We start from the raw sequence: 17207 nt of genomic DNA, 5'->3' as shown, positions 1-17207 counted from the left end.
TCAGACGGCCTGTTCTGTTTTCAGTCTAGGTCGTCTGAAAGACATTCGTCCTTATTCTACCTTCAAATCGCCCACCAATGCGGCAAGTGTGGACAAGCGTTGCTCGGATTTTTCCACGAATGGATTGTTCGTGTCCCAAGCGTAGCCTGCCAGAATAGACGAAATCATACGGCTGATTTCAGGACTGCGGTTAGGCGCGTAGATGGCATTTTGGAAGCGGAAATCGTACCAACCGTTTACATAAGTACGGAACGCGTTCACGCCGATCATCAGTTGGTCGGCAAATTCGGTTTGCCAATCGACGGCTTCGCCTTTGAGCTGTTTGCCCAACAAATCGGCAGCCAGTTTGGCAGAGTGCAGGGCAATGGTCACGCCGGAGGAGAAGACTGGGTCGAGGAATTCGGCGGCGTTGCCCAAAAGTGCGAAATGTTTGCCGTATAAGGTTTTTACGTTGGCAGAGTAGCCTTGGATAGAGCGGAACGGAAAGTCGTTTTCCCAAACGGCTTTATCCAAAATTTCCGCCAGCATCGGGCATTCGTACACAAATTTTTTCAACACGGCTTCTGATTCGCCGACCAGTTTGTCGGGCGTGCCGACAACGCCGATGGAGCAGCGGTTGTCGCCGAAAGGAATCAGCCAAATCCAGACATCGCGATGTTCAGGATGCGTGTTGATCAGGATTTTGTTGCGGTCGAATTTCGGGCTGGTGATGTTGTCGTCAATATGCGTGAAGTGGGCTTGGCGCGGAGGCAGCTCGGACGGGCTTTCCAAATCTAAAAGGCGGGGCAGGACACGGCCGTAACCGCTGGCATCCAAAACGAATTTGGCAGTCAGTTCATAGTTTTCGCCTGTATCGGTTGCAACGCTCAAACGTGCCATATCGCCACTGTTGTCAAACGCGGTTACGCCATGTCCGAAGCGGACATCGACACCTTGTTTTGCCGCTTCATCAATCAGGATTTTGTCGAAGATGCCGCGGCGCACTTGATAAATAGTGCCGGGGCCGTCTGAAAATTTTTCAGTAAAGTTGAAATCTGTGTAACGGCTGCCCCATGAAAACGCAGCACCGTCTTTAAATTGAAAGCTGGGCTCGGCATGCACTGCGTCGGCAAAACCGGCTTCTTCCAACATTTCCATGCAATGCGGCAACAGGCTTTCGCCGATGACAAAGCGCGGGAAATGTTGTTTTTCCAATACGCAAACTTTAAAGCCTTGTTTGTTCAGCAAAGCGGAAGCAACCGAACCTGAAGGGCCTGCGCCGATAACGGCAACGTCAAATTCTACGGACATTTGAAAATACCTTTGATTTTAATGATAAATAATGTTTAATCCATCGCCTGAAATTTTTCAGACGGCCTTTTGCAACTTGGCGATAGAAGTTGAAAAAAATATCGCTTCAACTTCAATCGCCTTCATCTTTTGTCTAATTTTTCAATAATGTGCCTGCCAGCCAAATATTGAATGCCACACCGATGGTAACCGTCATACCGAACGCGGCAACGGCGGGCGTGCTGCTGATGGCGAGCAGGGCAAAGGAAATGGCTGTTGTCGCGGCGGCAAGCAGCATACCGCCTAATTTTGCCGGCGCGCTGTGATGTGCAGTAGCGGCATAGACGGCATAGTCCACGCCGATGGCGGATACTAAAAGCAGGCCGAACATGGCAAACAGGCTGACGGGAATGCCTGCCAAACCAAGTACGGCAACGGTGCAGATGGCGGCGGCCAGCGGTACGGCAAGGACTTTGCTGCCGCGTTTGAAACCAAACATTTTCCATAAAAGCAGCCATGCCAACGCATAGGAAGCCAGTTTTAACCATGCGGCCTGATTGCGCGTGTGGTGGAAAAGCTCGTTTAAGTGGGCGCGTTTGTCTGCCCAATGTACGCCGGAGACGTGTTGCGCCACGGCGCGTACGGCGGCTTCATCGGTCATGCCGTTCAAACGCACGACGGCAGCAAAACGGCCTGGTTCCACTTCGCCCAAATACAAGGAACGCCAAGCCTCTGCTAAATCGGTATTCAGGCCGTTTGAAAGTGACAATGGTTGCGTATCGGCAGCTTGAAGCAGGGCATCGCGCACGGTTTTGCGCGGAATACCGATTTCTGTGAGCGGTTTCCAGCTATCAGGTAATTTGGTCAATTCGCGTAGGCGGTTTTGCAGTTTTTGCTGCTCCGTTGTCGGCAGGATGAATTGGTCGGGCGATTGGATGCCGGACAGTTTGCCTTGCGCGATTAAGGGCTGCAGGGCGCGGCCGAGTTCGGCGGTTTTTTTCAACAAGGCATCTTCGCTTTGTGCTTCGGCCACCAAATATTTGCCGCCAAAATCCGTGCCGCTCAACTGGCCGATTTGTTGTACTTCGGTCAACATCGCGGTCGGCATATTGACCCATTGACGGATGTCGTCACGCCAGTCGCTGCGCCACAGTCCGACTGCCAGCAAAATTCCGCCCACGATTAACCAGCCGCGTTTGTGCAGGCGGTTTTTCAGACGGCCTGACAAGGAATAGAGCTTTTCAGTTAATGCGGCAAAAGGCACAGTTTTGGCCCGGTAGCGGCGAAACAGTGGCGGCAGCCATAAAACGGTGGCACCAAACGCGCCAAATAAAGCGAAGCCTGAAAATACGGCGGTTTGGCGCAATACAGGCAAAGGGGTAAACCACAGCAGCGCATAGCCCAAGACGGTAATTGTCAGGCTGACGGCAAAACTTGGCAAGACATGTTTCATTGCCGATTCAGCCTGCCAAACGGTCTTTTCAGACGGCCCAAATACCGACGGCGCAAGCCAGTGCAACGGGAAATCCACCAACATACCCACCAAGCTGGTGCCGATGACGATGGTCAGGATATGCACTTCGCCGAAGGTTAATAAAGCAACTGCCAATCCGGTCAACATACCGGCTGCTAGCGGCAAGGATAGCAAAAACACGCGGCCGCTGCGGAAGACCCACAAAAGCAGCGCAAAGGTCAGCCCAAGTCCGACCATGCTCATCAGCCGACTTTCTTTTTCTGCGGCTGCTTTGGATACGGCGGCGAACAATGCGCCACCTGCACTTAAGGTTTCTGCGCCGTTTTCCGAAGCGATTTGACGGCTTTGCGCCATCAGTGGCAAGAGGGCATCGTTGCCGGAAAATTGATCGCCGCCGGCGAGCCGTCCGCGCAAAAATACCCAAGTTTTGCCTTTGTCTTCGGCAAACAGCATACCGTTGTCCATATCCCACTGCAAACGGCTTTGCGGATTGGCTTTGTCTGCAACAAAGCGTCCGAAGCCCAGCCAGTCTTGTTCTAAAGACAAAGGGGAGGGGCGGCAAACGGATTGGCCGCGGCTTCTGCACGTGCTTGAAAATAGGCTTGCGGCTGCTCAAACAGCAGGCGTATTTCGTCTTGCGGCAAAACCGCCAAACTCAGTTTCTGCATATCAGCCCGTACTTTGTCCAAATTCGGCGTCATGCTGCTGTCGACTTGTTCAAATACGCCGCTTTTGCGCCATGCGTCGGCAATTTGTGAGGCCGTCTGAAAAGCGGTTTCAGCATCATTACTACCGGCAAGCAAAATAACTTGCGAATTGAGCTGCGCTTCTGCGGCTTTATCCGCGGCCGTCAGTAAGGCATCGGGTTGCTGCTCGCTTGGCAACAACGCGGTCAAATCGGTTTGGATACGCGTTTGTGAAGCAAAGGCATAAACCAAAAACAGGGTAAGAAACAGGATAAGGGCAGTATAGAGGCGGTTTAGGAGGCGAAGATTCATCGTTCAGACGGCCTTTTGCAAATGCTGCTGTTGGTGTGTGGAATAAGTAAAAGTCCAGTAAATTAAATCAGATTATTATTAGTTTGTCAGTTGTTAGATAGTTTGCCGGTCTGTTAAATCATTGGGTTGAAGCGAACCGAAAAACTGCCATTGCAGGGCGACGGCTTTTCCCTGCCAAACGCAGGCAATTGCCATCGTATCCGCCAAAGTCGCGCTTGTACCGCGCCAATCGGTTTGCTTTCCGGCGCGTAAACCGACAGGTTGTCCCAAATCGAAAATATAGCCGACCGATTTCATGTCTGACGGGAAATCCAAATTCGCTGCTTTAATCAGGGCTTCTTTGAAACACCACAATCGGTAAAACGTTTCAGACGGCCAGTTTGCCGTTTCCAAAAAGTCTTGTTCTTCCTGCGTGCAGACCAAAGCCGACAGCGCTTTAAAATCACGCGGGCGGATAAATTCGATATCGACACCGGCTGTTAAGGGTTGAGGCGCACACAATAAAGCGGCAAAGCCTTTGCTGTGGCTCAGCGATACGGTCGGTAAATCGGTTTGCTGTTTTAATGCGCGGCTGACTTGCCAGTCTTGACGCTGCGCCAGTTGCGGCGTGGCAGCCAAACGTTGGCAATCGGCTGCATTTAGAGAGGCATGGTCGTAGCAGGCGGCAAAAGACGGATCGGCTAGCAGGCAGTGAAGGGTTGTCGTATCCATAAAATAGAAAAATGCCAAACTTCATCTTGAAGTCCGGCATTTTTGACATTGCTTAGTGGAAGCTGCCTTTCAAAACCACACGGCTGTTGAATGTAGCGATGTGGCATTCGTACTCGTTACCGCCTTTGGTTACTTTATCAAAGTAGCTAACCAGATGAACGGATTTGGCTTTTTTGCGATGCGCAGTGCTTTGGAAGCGTTTAACTGCGCTCAAGAATGCGCGTTGGCAGGTTTCGTCAGGGGTTTTGCCGACTGAGTTGGAGATTTGACGGGAAGTCAAAGTCGCGCCGGATGTGCTGCCGTAGTGAACGCGGATGCTGGGGTCCAAAGCGGATTTGGCTTCGGTAGAGTTCAAAGCGACATCGACTTTACACATATAAATATCGTTTTGACCTTTGCCATTGACTTTATGGCCTTCACCCATGCTGCGGCAGGCAGAACCGGCGGCAGTTGTTTTTTGAGTAGAAGTTTGAGAGGAGGAAGCAGATGGTTGGGAATTGCCGGATTGTGAGCAAGCGGCAAGCATTAGGGCGGATACAGCAACCAAAGCAGAAAAACGTAACATACGAACTCCTTTGTAATAAGGGGTGTGAAAAAAGGTTTACAGAAAACAGAATCATTTTAACATATATGAAAGAAGTATAAAAATAGGATGATGTAAAAAATATTATATTTTTATTTAAATGATTTCATGGTGTTAAGAAAGTTTGAGGCGGTAATGCTTGACGAAGGAGGGCAGAAAGCGTATATTGCGGTCTTCCTTAGGAGTAATGGCTGAGAGGCTGAAGGCACTTCCCTGCTAAGGAAGCATGTGGGGTCAACCTGCATCGAGGGTTCGAATCCCTCTTACTCCGCCAAATATGAAAGACACCGTTTTATACGGTGTCTTTTTTTATTATCCGAGATTGCTTGGAATCTAAGGCCGTCTGAAAGTGTGAAATGAACGATTTGATTATCCTAAACAAGCCTTATGGCGTGATTTGCCAGTTTTCTGAACATGAAAAACATCAGTGCCTTAAGGATTTTGTCGAGAAACCAGGATTTTATCCGGCCGGACGTTTGGATACGGACAGCGAGGGTTTGCTGCTGCTGACCAATAATGGCCGTTTGCAGGCGCAGATTGCCGACCCGAAATTCAAGCAAGTCAAAACTTATTGGGCGCAGGTGGAGGGTTCTCCTGATGAAGCCAAATTGGATTTGTTGCGCCGTGGCGTAGATTTGGGCGATTTTGTCACCCGTCCGGCCGAGGTCAGGGTATTGGAAGAGGGCGAAGCGGATGTTTTATGGCTGCGCGTGCCGCCGATTCGCGTGCGCAAGTCCGTGCCTGATTTTTGGGTGGAAATCAAAATTTCGGAAGGGAAAAACCGTCAAGTGCGAAGGATGACGGCGAAAGCAGGCTTTCCATGTTTGCGCTTGGTCCGTGTGGCAATAGGCCGTCTGAACGTGTTCGATTTGGGCTTGGGGCTTGGACAATGGGAGTTTGCGCCGTATAAACCTTGATTAAAATTAATAAAATACTAATCCATTAAATTGTCTGATAAAATATTAAATATTGTTATTTATATTTAATATTTATTTATTTTTGTGAAATTTAAAATCACTGCCTGAGGTTATGAAATGTCAGAACATACTACGCTGATTATTAATTGGAAAGGTCCATATTCATACGATGATATTACTAACAATCTAGAGTTGAGAAATGGATTGTATCTTGCGGCAGGCAAACAAAAATATGAAAGAGGTGATAATTCCATCCAATATTGTGGCATTACAGAAGGAAATTTCTCCTCAAGATTTAGGAATCATCACAAACTCCCACTTATTACAAGAGAACAGGAATTTTGGTTGGGAACAGTGGTTGTGCCAGCAAATGCGAGCCGTTATTATCTTGAAATGGCTGAAGCACTGATTATTTATTTCTGGCAACCCTCTTTAAACGAAAAGAAAAAAATTTCTCCGCCTAAATCAACAACAGTAATAAATTATTGGTTCACAAAAGACGGACAGCCTAGATTCAACCAGCGAGCTATTTATAGAGATTTACCAGATGTTCTATCATGGGATACAGAACATTGGAGAACAGGTAACCTAACTGTTTACACAGATTACTAAAATTTTATTTCTCAAAAATATCTTAATTTTAAAATATAGATAAAAAGGTCGTCTGAAACCCCTGCAATACGGTTTTCAGACGACCTTTGTTATTGGGTATTAATGATGTGAATGACCGATTTGGAAGGTCAAAGTAGTGTAGTTCGCCTGTTTTTGGCACACGCTTTGATCGGGGAAATCGGCTTTGTGTTCTACGCTGGCTTTCCAGAAACCTTGGCGCAATGGAATGATGCTGACTTCGCCTTTGTCATCGGTGGTATCGGAGAAGGCTTGGGCTTCGGTTTTATGGGTTTTGCTGCGGTCGCTGGTGTCGAAGCCGTCAAATGTGGCGGTAACGGTGGCGTTCGGCAGCGGCTCGCCATTGAAGAGGACGCGGACTTTGAAGCGTTCGCCGACGTGGACGTTGGCAGGGTTGTCCAAAGGTACGATTTCCAAATGTTGGCCGACTTGTTTGGTGATGATGGAGCTATCTGCGCTTTCGTGGCCGACATTGACGATGTTTTTACCGAACATTCGGGTTTGTTCGCAATAGCTGGCATCAGGCATTTCTTTGATGCTTGCCTGTTTCCAACCCGCGCTGTTTTTTGACCAGAAAGTCGGTTGATATTCGGCGGTTACCAAATAGCTGCCGTCTTTGACCGGCAGTTTGCTGCGGTATTGGTAATTGTATGTGCCTTTTTGAATCATGTTTTCTTTGCCTTTTTCAGTCACCAGTTGCATGGGTTTGCTGAAAATGTGCAGGCGGTCTTTGGCGATGGGCTCAAGTTCCGGGAATTCGCCATAGCCCAATTCGGCTTCAAGGTATTCGCCGCCATGTGTGTGGGCGGTTTCAACCCAAACGCGGTGGGCGTGTGCGGCAGTGCTGAACAGGAAGGCGGATGCGATAAGCAAAGCGGTTTTTTTCATGATTCCTCTCCGATTTTCGATGTGTAGAAAAGATAGAATAAAGTCGTTCGTTATAATATAACAAAATTATTTAAATTTAAAGAGAGGCCGTCTGAAAACTTTCAGACGGCCTTTTAGCTGATTGTTTTTTGAATCGGATTATCGAAACGGTTTAGTCCCCGTCACGACAAACATCAATCGCTTCCTGCAAACTGCTGACGCCGTAGATTTTCAGGTTCGGAAACTCTTTGGCATTGCGCGGCATATTGGCTTTGGGGACGATGGCGCGTTTGAAGCCGAGTTTTTCCGCTTCTTTGAGCCGCTCTTGTCCGCGTGCGACAGGGCGGACTTCGCCGCTTAAGCCGATTTCGCCGAATACCACGGTTTTTTCGGGCATGGGGCGGTTGCGGAAGCTGGAGAGCATGGCGAGGATGACAGCAAGGTCGGCGGCAGGTTCACCGATTTTGACGCCGCCGACGGCATTGAGGAACACGTCTTGGTCGAAGCAGGCAATGCCGCCGTGGCGGTTGAGGACGGCGAGCAGCATGGCGAGACGGTTTTGTTCGAGGCCGACTGTGAGGCGTTTGGGGGTGAAGCCGTGAGCGTCATCGACCAATGCCTGAATTTCGACCAAAAGCGGGCGGCTGCCTTCTTGAGTGACCAAAACACACGAGCCGGGCGTGTCGTCACGGTAGCTGGCGAGGAAGATGGCGGACGGGTTGGATACGCCTTTCAAACCGTTTTCGGTCATGGCGAATACGCCCAATTCGTTTGCCGCACCAAAACGGTTTTTGATGGCGCGTATCATGCGGTAGTTGGAATGTTGGTCGCCCTCGAAATACAGTACGGTATCGACCATATGCTCCAGCACGCGCGGGCCGGCAATCGCGCCGTCTTTGGTAACGTGTCCGACCAGTATTATGGCGATGCCCATCTGTTTCGCCATACGCGTCAGTTGGGCGGCACACTCGCGCACCTGCGACACGGAACCGGGGGCGGAAGTGATTTGGTCGGAATACATGGTTTGGATGGAGTCAATGACGACGACTTCGGGCTGATGCTGTTTCAAGGCCGTCTGAATTGCTTCCATGCGGATTTCGGCAAGCAGGTTCACGCCTTCGGTGGGCAGATCCAAACGTTGCGCGCGCAGGGCAACTTGTTGGGCGGATTCCTCGCCGGAAACGTACAGCACTTTGCGGTTTTGCGCCATTTTGGCGATGGTTTGCAACAGCAGTGTGGATTTACCGATACCGGGGTCGCCGCCGAGCAGGATGACCGCGCCATCGACCAAACCGCCGCCCAATACACGGTCGAGTTCGCCCATGCCGGTCGGATTGCGCGGCACTTCGGTAGCGGTGACGGCGGAGAGGGATTGGACGGTAGAAGTGTCCGCCGCCCAAGATTGGAAGCGGGCGTTTTTCGGTTTGGGCGCGGCCAGGCTTTCCTGAAGCGTGTTCCACTCGCCGCAATGCGGGCATTTACCCTGCCATTTTGGGGAAGTGCCGCCGCATTCGGAACATTGGTAGATGGTTTTGGGGGCTTTTGCCATGGTGTTTTCCCTGTGGAATATTTGATGTGTGAAAAGGTCGTCTGAAAACAATCATATCGTTTTCAGACGACCTTTTTTATTGAGAAATAACAGGTTTATTTTTTGCTGTCTTTATCCGCATCTTTTTTCGGTGCAGGTTTTTTCGCTGCCAAGCCCAAAGATTTTTGCCATTCGGCTGGATTTTTCACCAAGTCCAAGGCTTTGCGGAGCTGATCGTCTTTGGCCGGATTGGGAATGCGGCGGCTGGAGATATCTTCGTCTTTGTCTTTTTTAGACTTATCTTTATCGGCTTTGGTTTCTGTGTTGGCAGGCGTTTCGTTGCTGCTGTTGACGTCTTGGCCGCCCAGCGGATTACCGATATGGCCGACCAAATCGGCTTCGCGGCTTTCAAAGGCGCGGTCTTTGTCTTTAACTTCAACGTCAGGGACAATGCCTTGCGCCTGAATCGAGCGGTCGTTCGGCGTGTAGTACAGCGCGGTGGTCAGTTTGACTGCGCTACCGCCGGAAAGCGGAATCAGGGTTTGCACTGAGCCTTTGCCGAAACTTTGTGTGCCGACGACGACGGCGCGTTTGTGGTCTTGCAATGCGCCGGCAACGATTTCGGAAGCGGAGGCCGAGCCTGCGTTAATCAGGACGGTCATAGGAATGGTTTTCAGCTCGGCAGGCAATCCGGCCAACGGGTCTTTGCCGCTGGTGGTGATGTAGTCTTCGGCTGTTGCTTTGAGAACCATGCCTTCTTTTTTGTTGCGGCCTTTGGTGCTGACAACGGTTACGTCAGGTTGCAGGAAGGCTGCGGATACGCCGACTGCGCCGTTGAGCAGGCCACCTGGGTCGTCGCGCAAGTCGAGGATGATGCCTTTGAGCGGGCCTTTGTTTCTTTGACAAGGGCTTGTGCGGCTTCATTAAGGGCGGCAACGGTGCGCTCTTGGAATTGGGAGACGCGGATGTAGCCGTAGTCTTTTTCAAGTAGATGATGGCGCACGCTTTTGACTTTGATGATGGCGCGGGTCAGGTTGACGACGATGGGTTTGTCGGCATTTTTGCGTGAAAGGGTCAGGGTGATTTTGGTACCCGGTTTGCCGCGCATTTTTTTGACGGCTTCGCTGACGGTCAGGCCGCGTGTAGAGGTATTGTCGATTTTGACGATGAAGTCGCCGCTTTTCACGCCGGCGCGTTCTGCAGGCGTATCTTCAATCGGGGCAACGACTTTGACGAAGCCGTCTTCTTGTCCGATTTCCATGCCCAGGCCGCCGAATTCGCCGCTGGTGGATTCTTTCATTTCGGCATAGCCTTTTTTGTCCATGTACTCGGAATGCGGATCGAGATCGGACACCATGCCTTTCATTGCGCCTTCAAAAAGCTCGGCGTCGGGTTTGTCTTGGTAATAGTTGGCTTTGATTTGGCCGTACACTTCTGCCATGGTGCGGATGGTCTGCACGGGCAGGGCCTCGTTGTCTTTTTTGTCTTTTTCGGCGGCAAAACTTTGTACACTCAGACTGAGGGCGATGCCGCTAAATGCGCCGAGAGTGTAGATTGCAACTTTTTTCAAAGTGGATTTTGTTGACATTCGTTTGACTTTCTTTTTGTGTACGGTAAGCAAAGTGGTTTTTGTTTTCTCTGAACCTGTTGACTTTATGTGATTTAAACGCTCGGAACAATAAGTTTAAGGTAAAAGTTTGTTGTTTAATGTGCTGAACAGGCGTGAAAATCGTGTTTTATTGTAGTTTATGATGAAAATTCAGACGGCCTGGAGGGAAAATTCACTCAGGCCGTCTGAAGCATCAGTTAATCCATGAAAGCGGATTCATGACTTGTCCGTTGTAGCGGACTTCAAGATAAAGGCCGGTTTCGCCCGACGGCAAAGTGCCGCTGGTGCCAATTTTACTGCCGGCATTGACGGCGTAGTTTTGGGCGATGTCGATTTCACTCAAACCAGAGTAAATGCTGACATAGCCGTCGCCGTGATCAAGGACGACTACTTTGCCGTAGCCTTCAAGCTCGCCGGCAAAAGTAACTGTGCCTGAGGCAATGCTGCTGACCGGAGCCGGAACGGTATTGTAGAACACGCCTTTCCAAACTTCGCCATCGCCGCGGTCTTGACCGAACAGGCCTGCCAATGTGCCGTTGACCGGTTTTTTCAGACGGCCTTGCATACGGCTGAAGCTGTTGGCGTTGCTGACGGTCAAGCCTTGGGTATTTGGGGCTTGCAGTTTCATGTCTTCGTCAGTCAGCGTGGACATGGCGGCGCGTTCGGCTTCGGCTTTTTGTTGGGCGGCAGCCTGCTCTTTGCGTGCTTTTTCGGCGGCGGCCAAACGGGCTTCGGCGGCTTTTTTACGCGCTTCGGCTTCGGCTTTGCGTTGCTCGGCTTTGCGTTTTTCCAAATCTTTCAAGAGATTGTTGAGGCGCTGCTCGTTTTCTCTGTGGTTGATTTTCTTTTGCGCTTCTTTGGCCATTGCCGCGTTTTGACGGCGGCTTTCGGCTTGTTCGGCGGTATTGGTCACGCCTTGTTGACGCAACGAGGCTTGGATATTGGCTTGCAGTTTTTTCAGGTAAGCTAATTCATTGTTGATTTTTTGCTCTTGCGCCGCCAGCTCTTTTTGTTGTTTTTCCAAGTCTCTCATGACTTGGTCGTTGGCGTTGTTGATATAACGCGTGTAACGCAGGAAGCGGGTTTTTTGACCGGCATCGGCGTTTTTCAGGAAGAGGGCAACCGCGTTGGGCTGGCTGTTTTTATAGTTGCCGGACACAAAACGTGAAATTTGGGCGCGCGTGTTGGAAACTTCGGCTTTCAACTGGTTGGCATCGGCATTAAGTTTTTGGAATTTTTCCCAAGCGTCGCGTTGTTTGCGGTTGATGCCGGAGAGGTTGTTGCGCGTTTGTTGCAGCTGTTTGAGCGTGGCATTAACATGGATAATGAAACCCTCGTTGCGTTTGGCAAAGGATTTCTTGGTTTCAATATCGTTGGCGGCGGCAGTCACGGCTGCTTTGAAATCGTTGTCGGCTGAAGAGACGGCTTTAGGCTCAGCTTTAGGCTCGTCTTTTTGTTTTGCTCTTTGGCTTTTATGTCTTTTTTAGCGTCTTTTTTGTCTTCAACAGCTTTTTTCGCAGGCTCTTTAGCTTTGGTTTCTTTGGCGTCAGCCTTTTTGTCTTCGACTGCTTTTTTTACTGGTTCTTTGGATTGACGGTCTTTTTTATCCTCAGCCGCTTTTTTAGCAGGCTCTTTGGTTTTGGTTTCTTTAGGTTCTGCTTTTTTTACGGGTTCTTTGGTTTTGCTGTCTTTTTTATCTTCAACAGGTTTTTTGTCTTGTTCTTTGGCTTTGCCGGGTTTTGCGGCTGCGGCTTTTTTGTCTTTGGCTGTTTCTTTAGGCTCTTCGGTTTTGCGGTTGGCCTTTTTATTGTCGGCCGCGGCTTCGGCGGCTTTAGCCGGTTTGTTTTTGGCTGAAGCGCGTTCGTTCTTGTCGGCGGTTTCCTTCTCTTTGGAGGCTTTGGCTTTAACCGCTTTTTTGTCTTCCTCTTTTTCTTTTACGGCTTGTTTTTTTGAGGTTTCTTTTTTGACATCCGCCTTGGCGGCTTCTTTCTCTTTTTTCACGGGCGCAGCTTTTTTGACGGCGGCCGCTTTTTCTTTCGGCGCGTCTTTGGCAGCATGGGTTGGCAGGGAGAAGCTGAGCAGCAGGGCGAGGATGAGGGGTTTGTAACGCATGGTTCGATCTTGCTATTAAAGTAGGAACAATAGGACGGATTATACTGTCTGTCAGGCCGTCTGAAAATAATATTGGGTTGCAATATGGACGAACGGTCTTATATAGTAATGATGGAGTAGGCGGATATGATTCCGCCTGTCTGGAAACTGACAGTCTGCATTGACAGGATATTATGAAAAAATATTTATTAGTAGTGTTGGGCGCCATGGTTTTGGCGGCTTGCGGTAACGATACCGATAAAATCGGACGCGCCAGTACGGTGTTTCATATGTTGGGTAAAAACGACCGTATTGAAGTGGAAGGTTTTGACGATCCTGATGTGCAGGGGGTTGCCTGTTATATTTCGTACGCAAAAAAAGGCGGTTTGAAAGAAACGGTCAATCTGGAAGAAGATGCCAGCGACGCATCCGTTTCCTGTGTACAAAGTGCGGAAGTCATCCGTTATAACGAGGCTGCGGTTTTGAAACCGCGACAAGTGTTCAAACGCAGCGCCAGCATAGCATTTAAGAGCCAGCAGATTATCCGCTATTACGACCCGAAACGTAAGTCTTTTGCTTATTTGGTGTACAGCGATAAAATCGTTCAAGGCTCGCCGAAAAACTCTTTGAGTGCGGTATCGTGTTTTGCCCATGCGAAAACCGATACGCCGGTACCGGCAGGCGGCGCAGTTTATGGCGCCTGCGTGGTGGACGCGCCGATTTCCGACGGCCAAAAATAATAAAATCAGCTTAATAGATTAAGAAGAATATGAATTTAGCCAACCATTTCCTGATTGCCATGCCTCATATGGACGATCCGTTTTTTACGGATACGGTCATTTATGTGTGCGAACACGATGAAGAAGGTGCGCTGGGCATCATCATCAACAAGCCTTCGCCGATTACCATGGACATGATTTTCGCCGCCGCCGACCGCAATATCCCGTTGCGCCTGCAACATGAAAACGTGATGATGGGCGGGCCGGTTCAGATTGAGCGCGGCTATGTCGTGCATACGCCGATCGGCCGCTGGCAAAACAGCATGGTGGTAACCGATAACGTGGCACTGACTTCTTCGCGTGATGTGATTGAAAACCTGTCTAAAGAAGGCGCGGTGGATAAGGCTTTGATCAGCATTGGTTATTCGAAATGGGGCAAAGGGCAGTTGGAGCGCGAGCTGGCAGAAAATGTTTGGCTGACCGTTCCTGCGGACGAGCATATTCTGTTTGATGTGCCTTACGAACTCCGTTATGCCGCCGCTTTTGAAAAATTGGGCGTCAATCCGAACGCTTTGTTTTCAGGAGTCGGCCATGCCTGAAGCACCAAAAGGCACGGTTTTGGCCTTTGATTTCGGCGAAGCACGCATCGGCGTGGCGCAGGGCGAGGCAGAGCTGGGTATGAGCCATCCGCTGGCGACGGTAACCGGCAACAGCAACGATGAAAAATTCGAGGCCATTGCCAAGCTGGTCAAAGAATGGCAACCCAAGTATTTTGTGGTCGGCCTGCCGACGCATACCGATGGCACGGAGCATGAGCTGACCCGTTTGAGCCGTAAGTTTGGCCGCCGTTTGCACGGACGTTTTAACTTGCCGGTTTATTGGGTGGACGAAAGGATGTCTTCCCTATACGCGGAAAGCCTGCTTGCTGAAGCCCAAGTATTTGGCCGAAAACAAAAATCCGTACTTGACCAAGTAGCGGCGCAGGCGATTTTGCAAGGCTTTTTTGAAGGTGGAGCGGCCGAGTATTTCAATGGCCGCGAAGAATAGCATTATTCATTATAAAGGCCGTCTGAAACCAGGTTTCAGACGGCCTTTGTTTTGTTACGGCTTTGGGATAAAAGAAGTTTAGTTTGGTTAAGCCTGATTTTTTTCAGTGCAAATTTTGCTACACTCCGTTCTCTTTTTTAGACACAAATACAAGGAAAAAGTCATGGCACTCATGGACAATCTTTTGAATGCGGCTACCCAAATGTTGGGTGGCAACAGCGAAAACGGCGCACAAGGTTCTCTGACCGATATGGCGATGGATTTAGTGAAACAGCAAGGCGGCGTGGGCAACCTGATCAACCAACTGCAACAAGGCGGTTTGGGCGATGCCCTGAGCAGCTGGGTTTCCAACCAATCCAGCAACCTGCCTGTGTCCGGCAGCGATCTGCAAAATGCTTTGGGCAGCGATACCGTGAACCAAATCGCGCAAAAATTCGGCGTGGATGCCGGCCAAGCAGGCGATTTGTTGGCAAAAGTGTTGCCAGACTTGGTCGATAAAGCGACGCCTAACGGCACGGCTCAAGATGCGGATGGCTTCGGCTTGGACGACATCGCTTCTATGCTACTGAAAAACTTTATGAAATAATGAGTTGAATCATTTGATAAGGCCGTCTGAATCCGTTCAGACGGCCTTATAACTTTTGGTTCGCGGTAAATAACCAATAAGTCTTTTTCTGATGGAGACGGATGGCTTATGATGTGCACTTCATTTCACCAGATAAGAAGGTTATACACATGTCCCGCTTGACCATACACACAGTCGAAACCGCTCCTGAAGCCGCCAAACCACGCATTGAAGCCGTATTGAAAAACAACGGCTTTATTCCTAACCTGATCGGCGTTTTGGCCAATGCGCCTGAAGCTTTGGCGTTTTATCAAGAAGTTGGCAAGCTGAATGCGGCCAACAGCCTGACTGACGGCGAAGTCGAAGTTGTCCAAATTATCGCCGCCCGTACCAACGAATGCGGTTTCTGCGTTGCCGGCCACACCAAACTGGCTACCCTGAAAAAACTGTTGTCCGAACAATCCATCAAAGCCGCACGCGCGTTGGCTGCGGGTGAGTTTGACGATGCCAAACTGAGTGCTTTGGCGACATTCACCCAAGCCGTTATGGCGAAAAAAGGCGCGGTATCCGACGACGAGCTGAAAGCATTCTTCGATGCCGGTTACAACCAACAGCAAGCCGTTGAAGTAGTTATGGGCGTTGCTTTGGCAACCTTGTGCAACTACGTCAACAACCTTGCCAAAACTGAAATCAACCCTGAATTGCAGGCATTTGCCTAATCTCATCAAAGGCCGTCTGAAAATTCAGACGGCCTTTTAGTAAAAAGCAAGGATATCCTTGTTGCCAAGAATAATTCATGAATAGAACCATCTACGCTTCAAACCTTATTCAGAGGAAAAAATCATGACACGCGAAGCTTTACTGAACAATGTTGCCGAACTCGTTAAAAGCAAATTAAAACCATTGGTGGACGACATCGACCGCAAAGGCCTGTACCCGAAAGAATTTATGCTGGAATTGGGCAAAATCGGCGGCTTTGCCGCGACCGGTACGGTTGAAGAGGGCGGTAACGGTTTGGGTTTGGCAACGCAAATCGCCGTATTGCGCGAAATCGGTAAAGAATGCGGCGCGACTTCGTTCAGCGCATGGTGTCAGGCAGCTTGCGCGTGGTATCTGCATCAATCCCCCAACCAAGCGGTTAAAGACAAATATTTGGCCGATATTCTGCAGGGCAAAGTTTTGGCCGGTACGGGTATGTCCAATACTGTCAAACACCTTGCCGGTATCGAAAAACACAATCTGCAAGCTGAACGTGTCGAAGGCGGCTACAAAATCAACGGCGCTTTGCCTTGGGTATCCAATATCGGCGAAGACCATATTTGGGCGAATACCGCCCAAATTGGCGACAGCTATGTGATGTTTATCACCGGTGGTCAATGGGAAGGCGTTACCTTGCAAGATTGCCCTGAGTTCTGCGGTTTGGAAGGCACGCGCACTTACAGCCTGAATTTTAAAGATGTGTTTATTCCCGATGAAGATGTGATTGCTTCGCCTGAGCAGTTCCAGTCTTATATCCCGACCATTAAAGCCGGTTTCATATTGCTGCAAATGGGTATCGGCGCCGGTGTGATTGACGGTGCGCTCGGCATTATCCGCATGGCCAATGTAGTGAACGCGGAAGTGAACGCTTACCTCGACCACAGCTACGATGATTTGAAAGCCGCATTGGATGGCGCATGGGCGGAAACCGAACGCCTTGCCGATGATGCGTGGAACAACAAACCTGACACGCTGGCAACCTTAAAACTACGTGAAGCGGCTGCCGTATTGGCATTGAACGCCACTCAATCTGCTGCATTGCATGCAGGCGCGAAAGGTTATCTGATGCGCAGTCCGGCGCAACGCCGCGTCCGTGAGGCCATGTTTGTTGCTATCGTAACACCGGCCATCAAACATCTGCGTAAAGAAATCGCCGCTTTGGAAGCAGCTCAATAAATTCAAAATATCAACAATAAAACACACGAAAGGCCGTCTGAAAATACGGTTTCAGACGGCCTTTTAAAATAGAAGGAACACAAAATGGCTCAATATATGTGCGGCCCTTGCGGCTGGATTTACGATGAAGATGTCGGCGACCCCGAACATGGCCTGCCGGCAGGTACCAAGTTCGAAGATATTCCCGACGACTGGAAATGCCCTGAGTGCGGCGTAGGCAAAGAAGATTTCTACCTTCTGGACTTCACCATATAAATTACCCGA

General features: G+C 49.8%; 14 protein-coding genes, 1 tRNA gene and 3 pseudogenes. 10 read left to right on the top strand and 8 right to left on the bottom strand.

The features are described from left to right. Positions 1–51 precede the first annotated feature (51 nt). The 4 genes and pseudogenes from TW89_RS08540 to TW89_RS08525 all read right to left on the bottom strand — a co-directional run bounded on the left by TW89_RS08540 (position 52) and on the right by TW89_RS08525 (position 5017). Positions 52–1290 (bottom strand): NAD(P)/FAD-dependent oxidoreductase, encoded by a 1239-nt coding sequence (locus TW89_RS08540; protein WP_070461618.1) that lies wholly within the window; start codon positions 1288–1290, stop codon positions 52–54. Positions 1291–1423: 133 nt separating this feature from the next. Next, a pseudogene (locus tag TW89_RS08535) lies at positions 1424–3741 on the bottom strand (MMPL family transporter). A gap of 93 nt (positions 3742–3834) precedes the next feature. Further along, positions 3835–4452, bottom strand: a complete 618-nt coding sequence (locus tag TW89_RS08530; protein WP_128581152.1) for a 4'-phosphopantetheinyl transferase family protein — start codon at positions 4450–4452, stop codon at positions 3835–3837. A gap of 52 nt (positions 4453–4504) precedes the next feature. Further along, positions 4505–5017, bottom strand: a complete 513-nt coding sequence (locus tag TW89_RS08525; RefSeq protein ID WP_283114700.1) for a hypothetical protein — start codon at positions 5015–5017, stop codon at positions 4505–4507. A gap of 199 nt (positions 5018–5216) precedes the next feature. Here TW89_RS08525 and TW89_RS08520 point away from each other — a divergent pair. The 3 genes from TW89_RS08520 to TW89_RS08510 all read left to right on the top strand — a co-directional run bounded on the left by TW89_RS08520 (position 5217) and on the right by TW89_RS08510 (position 6564). Continuing rightward, a tRNA-Ser gene (locus tag TW89_RS08520) sits at positions 5217–5309 on the top strand. A gap of 82 nt (positions 5310–5391) precedes the next feature. Further along, on the top strand, positions 5392–5952 hold the full coding sequence (locus TW89_RS08515; protein ID WP_128581151.1) for a pseudouridine synthase: 561 nt from the start codon (positions 5392–5394) through the stop codon (positions 5950–5952). Between the two features lie 117 nt (positions 5953–6069). Beyond that, positions 6070–6564 carry a hypothetical protein gene (locus TW89_RS08510; RefSeq protein ID WP_128581150.1) on the top strand — a complete coding sequence of 165 codons (495 nt, stop codon included), beginning with the start codon at positions 6070–6072 and terminating at the stop codon, positions 6562–6564. 99 nt (positions 6565–6663) lie between these two features. Here the strand turns inward: TW89_RS08510 and TW89_RS08505 are convergent, their stop codons facing one another. The 4 genes and pseudogenes from TW89_RS08505 to TW89_RS12240 all read right to left on the bottom strand — a co-directional run bounded on the left by TW89_RS08505 (position 6664) and on the right by TW89_RS12240 (position 12698). Continuing rightward, the gene (locus tag TW89_RS08505) at positions 6664–7470 is read right to left on the bottom strand and encodes a DUF4198 domain-containing protein (protein ID WP_128581149.1); all 807 of its coding nucleotides are present in this window, start codon (positions 7468–7470) and stop codon (positions 6664–6666) included. A gap of 151 nt (positions 7471–7621) precedes the next feature. Continuing rightward, complete coding sequence (gene radA, locus TW89_RS08500) at positions 7622–8998, bottom strand: DNA repair protein RadA (RefSeq protein WP_128581148.1); 1377 nt, start codon at positions 8996–8998, stop codon at positions 7622–7624. Between the two features lie 95 nt (positions 8999–9093). Then, positions 9094–10565, bottom strand: a pseudogene (locus TW89_RS08495) (S41 family peptidase). Between the two features lie 214 nt (positions 10566–10779). Continuing rightward, a pseudogene (locus TW89_RS12240) lies at positions 10780–12698 on the bottom strand (peptidoglycan DD-metalloendopeptidase family protein). Between the two features lie 173 nt (positions 12699–12871). Here TW89_RS12240 and TW89_RS08485 point away from each other — a divergent pair. The 7 genes from TW89_RS08485 (at position 12872) to TW89_RS08455 (ending at position 17198) form a co-directional block, all read left to right on the top strand. Then, positions 12872–13417 (top strand): CreA family protein, encoded by a 546-nt coding sequence (locus TW89_RS08485; RefSeq protein ID WP_128581147.1) that lies wholly within the window; start codon positions 12872–12874, stop codon positions 13415–13417. Between the two features lie 29 nt (positions 13418–13446). Beyond that, positions 13447–13995 (top strand): YqgE/AlgH family protein, encoded by a 549-nt coding sequence (locus TW89_RS08480; protein ID WP_036490388.1) that lies wholly within the window; start codon positions 13447–13449, stop codon positions 13993–13995. Continuing rightward, a complete protein-coding gene (gene ruvX / locus TW89_RS08475) occupies positions 13988–14443 on the top strand; it encodes a Holliday junction resolvase RuvX (protein WP_070850680.1) in 456 nt (151 codons plus the stop codon). Before TW89_RS08480 ends, ruvX begins: the two co-directional genes overlap by 8 nt. Positions 14444–14606: 163 nt before the next feature. Beyond that, entirely contained in the window at positions 14607–15029 is a 423-nt protein-coding gene (locus tag TW89_RS08470) for a YidB family protein (protein WP_003684921.1), read from the top strand. A 149-nt stretch (positions 15030–15178) separates the two neighbouring features. After that, a complete protein-coding gene (locus tag TW89_RS08465; RefSeq protein WP_039862234.1) occupies positions 15179–15727 on the top strand; it encodes a carboxymuconolactone decarboxylase family protein in 549 nt (182 codons plus the stop codon). A gap of 124 nt (positions 15728–15851) precedes the next feature. Beyond that, positions 15852–16943, top strand: coding sequence for an acyl-CoA dehydrogenase family protein (locus tag TW89_RS08460; protein ID WP_128581146.1), 1092 nt, complete (start codon positions 15852–15854; stop codon positions 16941–16943). Between the two features lie 84 nt (positions 16944–17027). Further along, on the top strand, positions 17028–17198 hold the full coding sequence (locus TW89_RS08455; protein WP_003747315.1) for a rubredoxin: 171 nt from the start codon (positions 17028–17030) through the stop codon (positions 17196–17198). Positions 17199–17207 lie beyond the last annotated feature (9 nt).

This window comes from Neisseria flavescens (genome assembly GCF_001618065.1).
GTDB lineage: Bacteria > Pseudomonadota > Gammaproteobacteria > Burkholderiales > Neisseriaceae > Neisseria > Neisseria flavescens_A.
Note: the sequence above shows the minus strand (reverse complement) of the source record. Positions and strands in the feature narration are given on the sequence as shown.

Excerpts from the sequence above, each read along its gene's own strand:
- TW89_RS08530 (WP_128581152.1), bottom strand. The coding sequence starts at position 4,452 with ATGGATACGACAACCCTTCACTGCCTGCTAGCCGATCCGTCTTTTGCC.
- TW89_RS08465 (WP_039862234.1), top strand. The coding sequence starts at position 15,179 with ATGTCCCGCTTGACCATACACACAGTCGAAACCGCTCCTGAAGCCGCC.
- TW89_RS08470 (WP_003684921.1), top strand. The coding sequence starts at position 14,607 with ATGGCACTCATGGACAATCTTTTGAATGCGGCTACCCAAATGTTGGGT.
- TW89_RS08480 (WP_036490388.1), top strand. The coding sequence starts at position 13,447 with ATGAATTTAGCCAACCATTTCCTGATTGCCATGCCTCATATGGACGAT.
- TW89_RS08510 (WP_128581150.1), top strand. The coding sequence starts at position 6,070 with ATGTCAGAACATACTACGCTGATTATTAATTGGAAAGGTCCATATTCA.
- TW89_RS08485 (WP_128581147.1), top strand. The coding sequence starts at position 12,872 with ATGAAAAAATATTTATTAGTAGTGTTGGGCGCCATGGTTTTGGCGGCT.
- TW89_RS08460 (WP_128581146.1), top strand. The coding sequence starts at position 15,852 with ATGACACGCGAAGCTTTACTGAACAATGTTGCCGAACTCGTTAAAAGC.
- ruvX (WP_070850680.1), top strand. The coding sequence starts at position 13,988 with ATGCCTGAAGCACCAAAAGGCACGGTTTTGGCCTTTGATTTCGGCGAA.
- TW89_RS08455 (WP_003747315.1), top strand. The coding sequence starts at position 17,028 with ATGGCTCAATATATGTGCGGCCCTTGCGGCTGGATTTACGATGAAGAT.
- radA (WP_128581148.1), bottom strand. The coding sequence starts at position 8,998 with ATGGCAAAAGCCCCCAAAACCATCTACCAATGTTCCGAATGCGGCGGC.
- TW89_RS08505 (WP_128581149.1), bottom strand. The coding sequence starts at position 7,470 with ATGAAAAAAACCGCTTTGCTTATCGCATCCGCCTTCCTGTTCAGCACT.
- TW89_RS08525 (WP_283114700.1), bottom strand. The coding sequence starts at position 5,017 with ATGTTACGTTTTTCTGCTTTGGTTGCTGTATCCGCCCTAATGCTTGCC.
- TW89_RS08515 (WP_128581151.1), top strand. The coding sequence starts at position 5,392 with ATGAACGATTTGATTATCCTAAACAAGCCTTATGGCGTGATTTGCCAG.
- TW89_RS08540 (WP_070461618.1), bottom strand. The coding sequence starts at position 1,290 with ATGTCCGTAGAATTTGACGTTGCCGTTATCGGCGCAGGCCCTTCAGGT.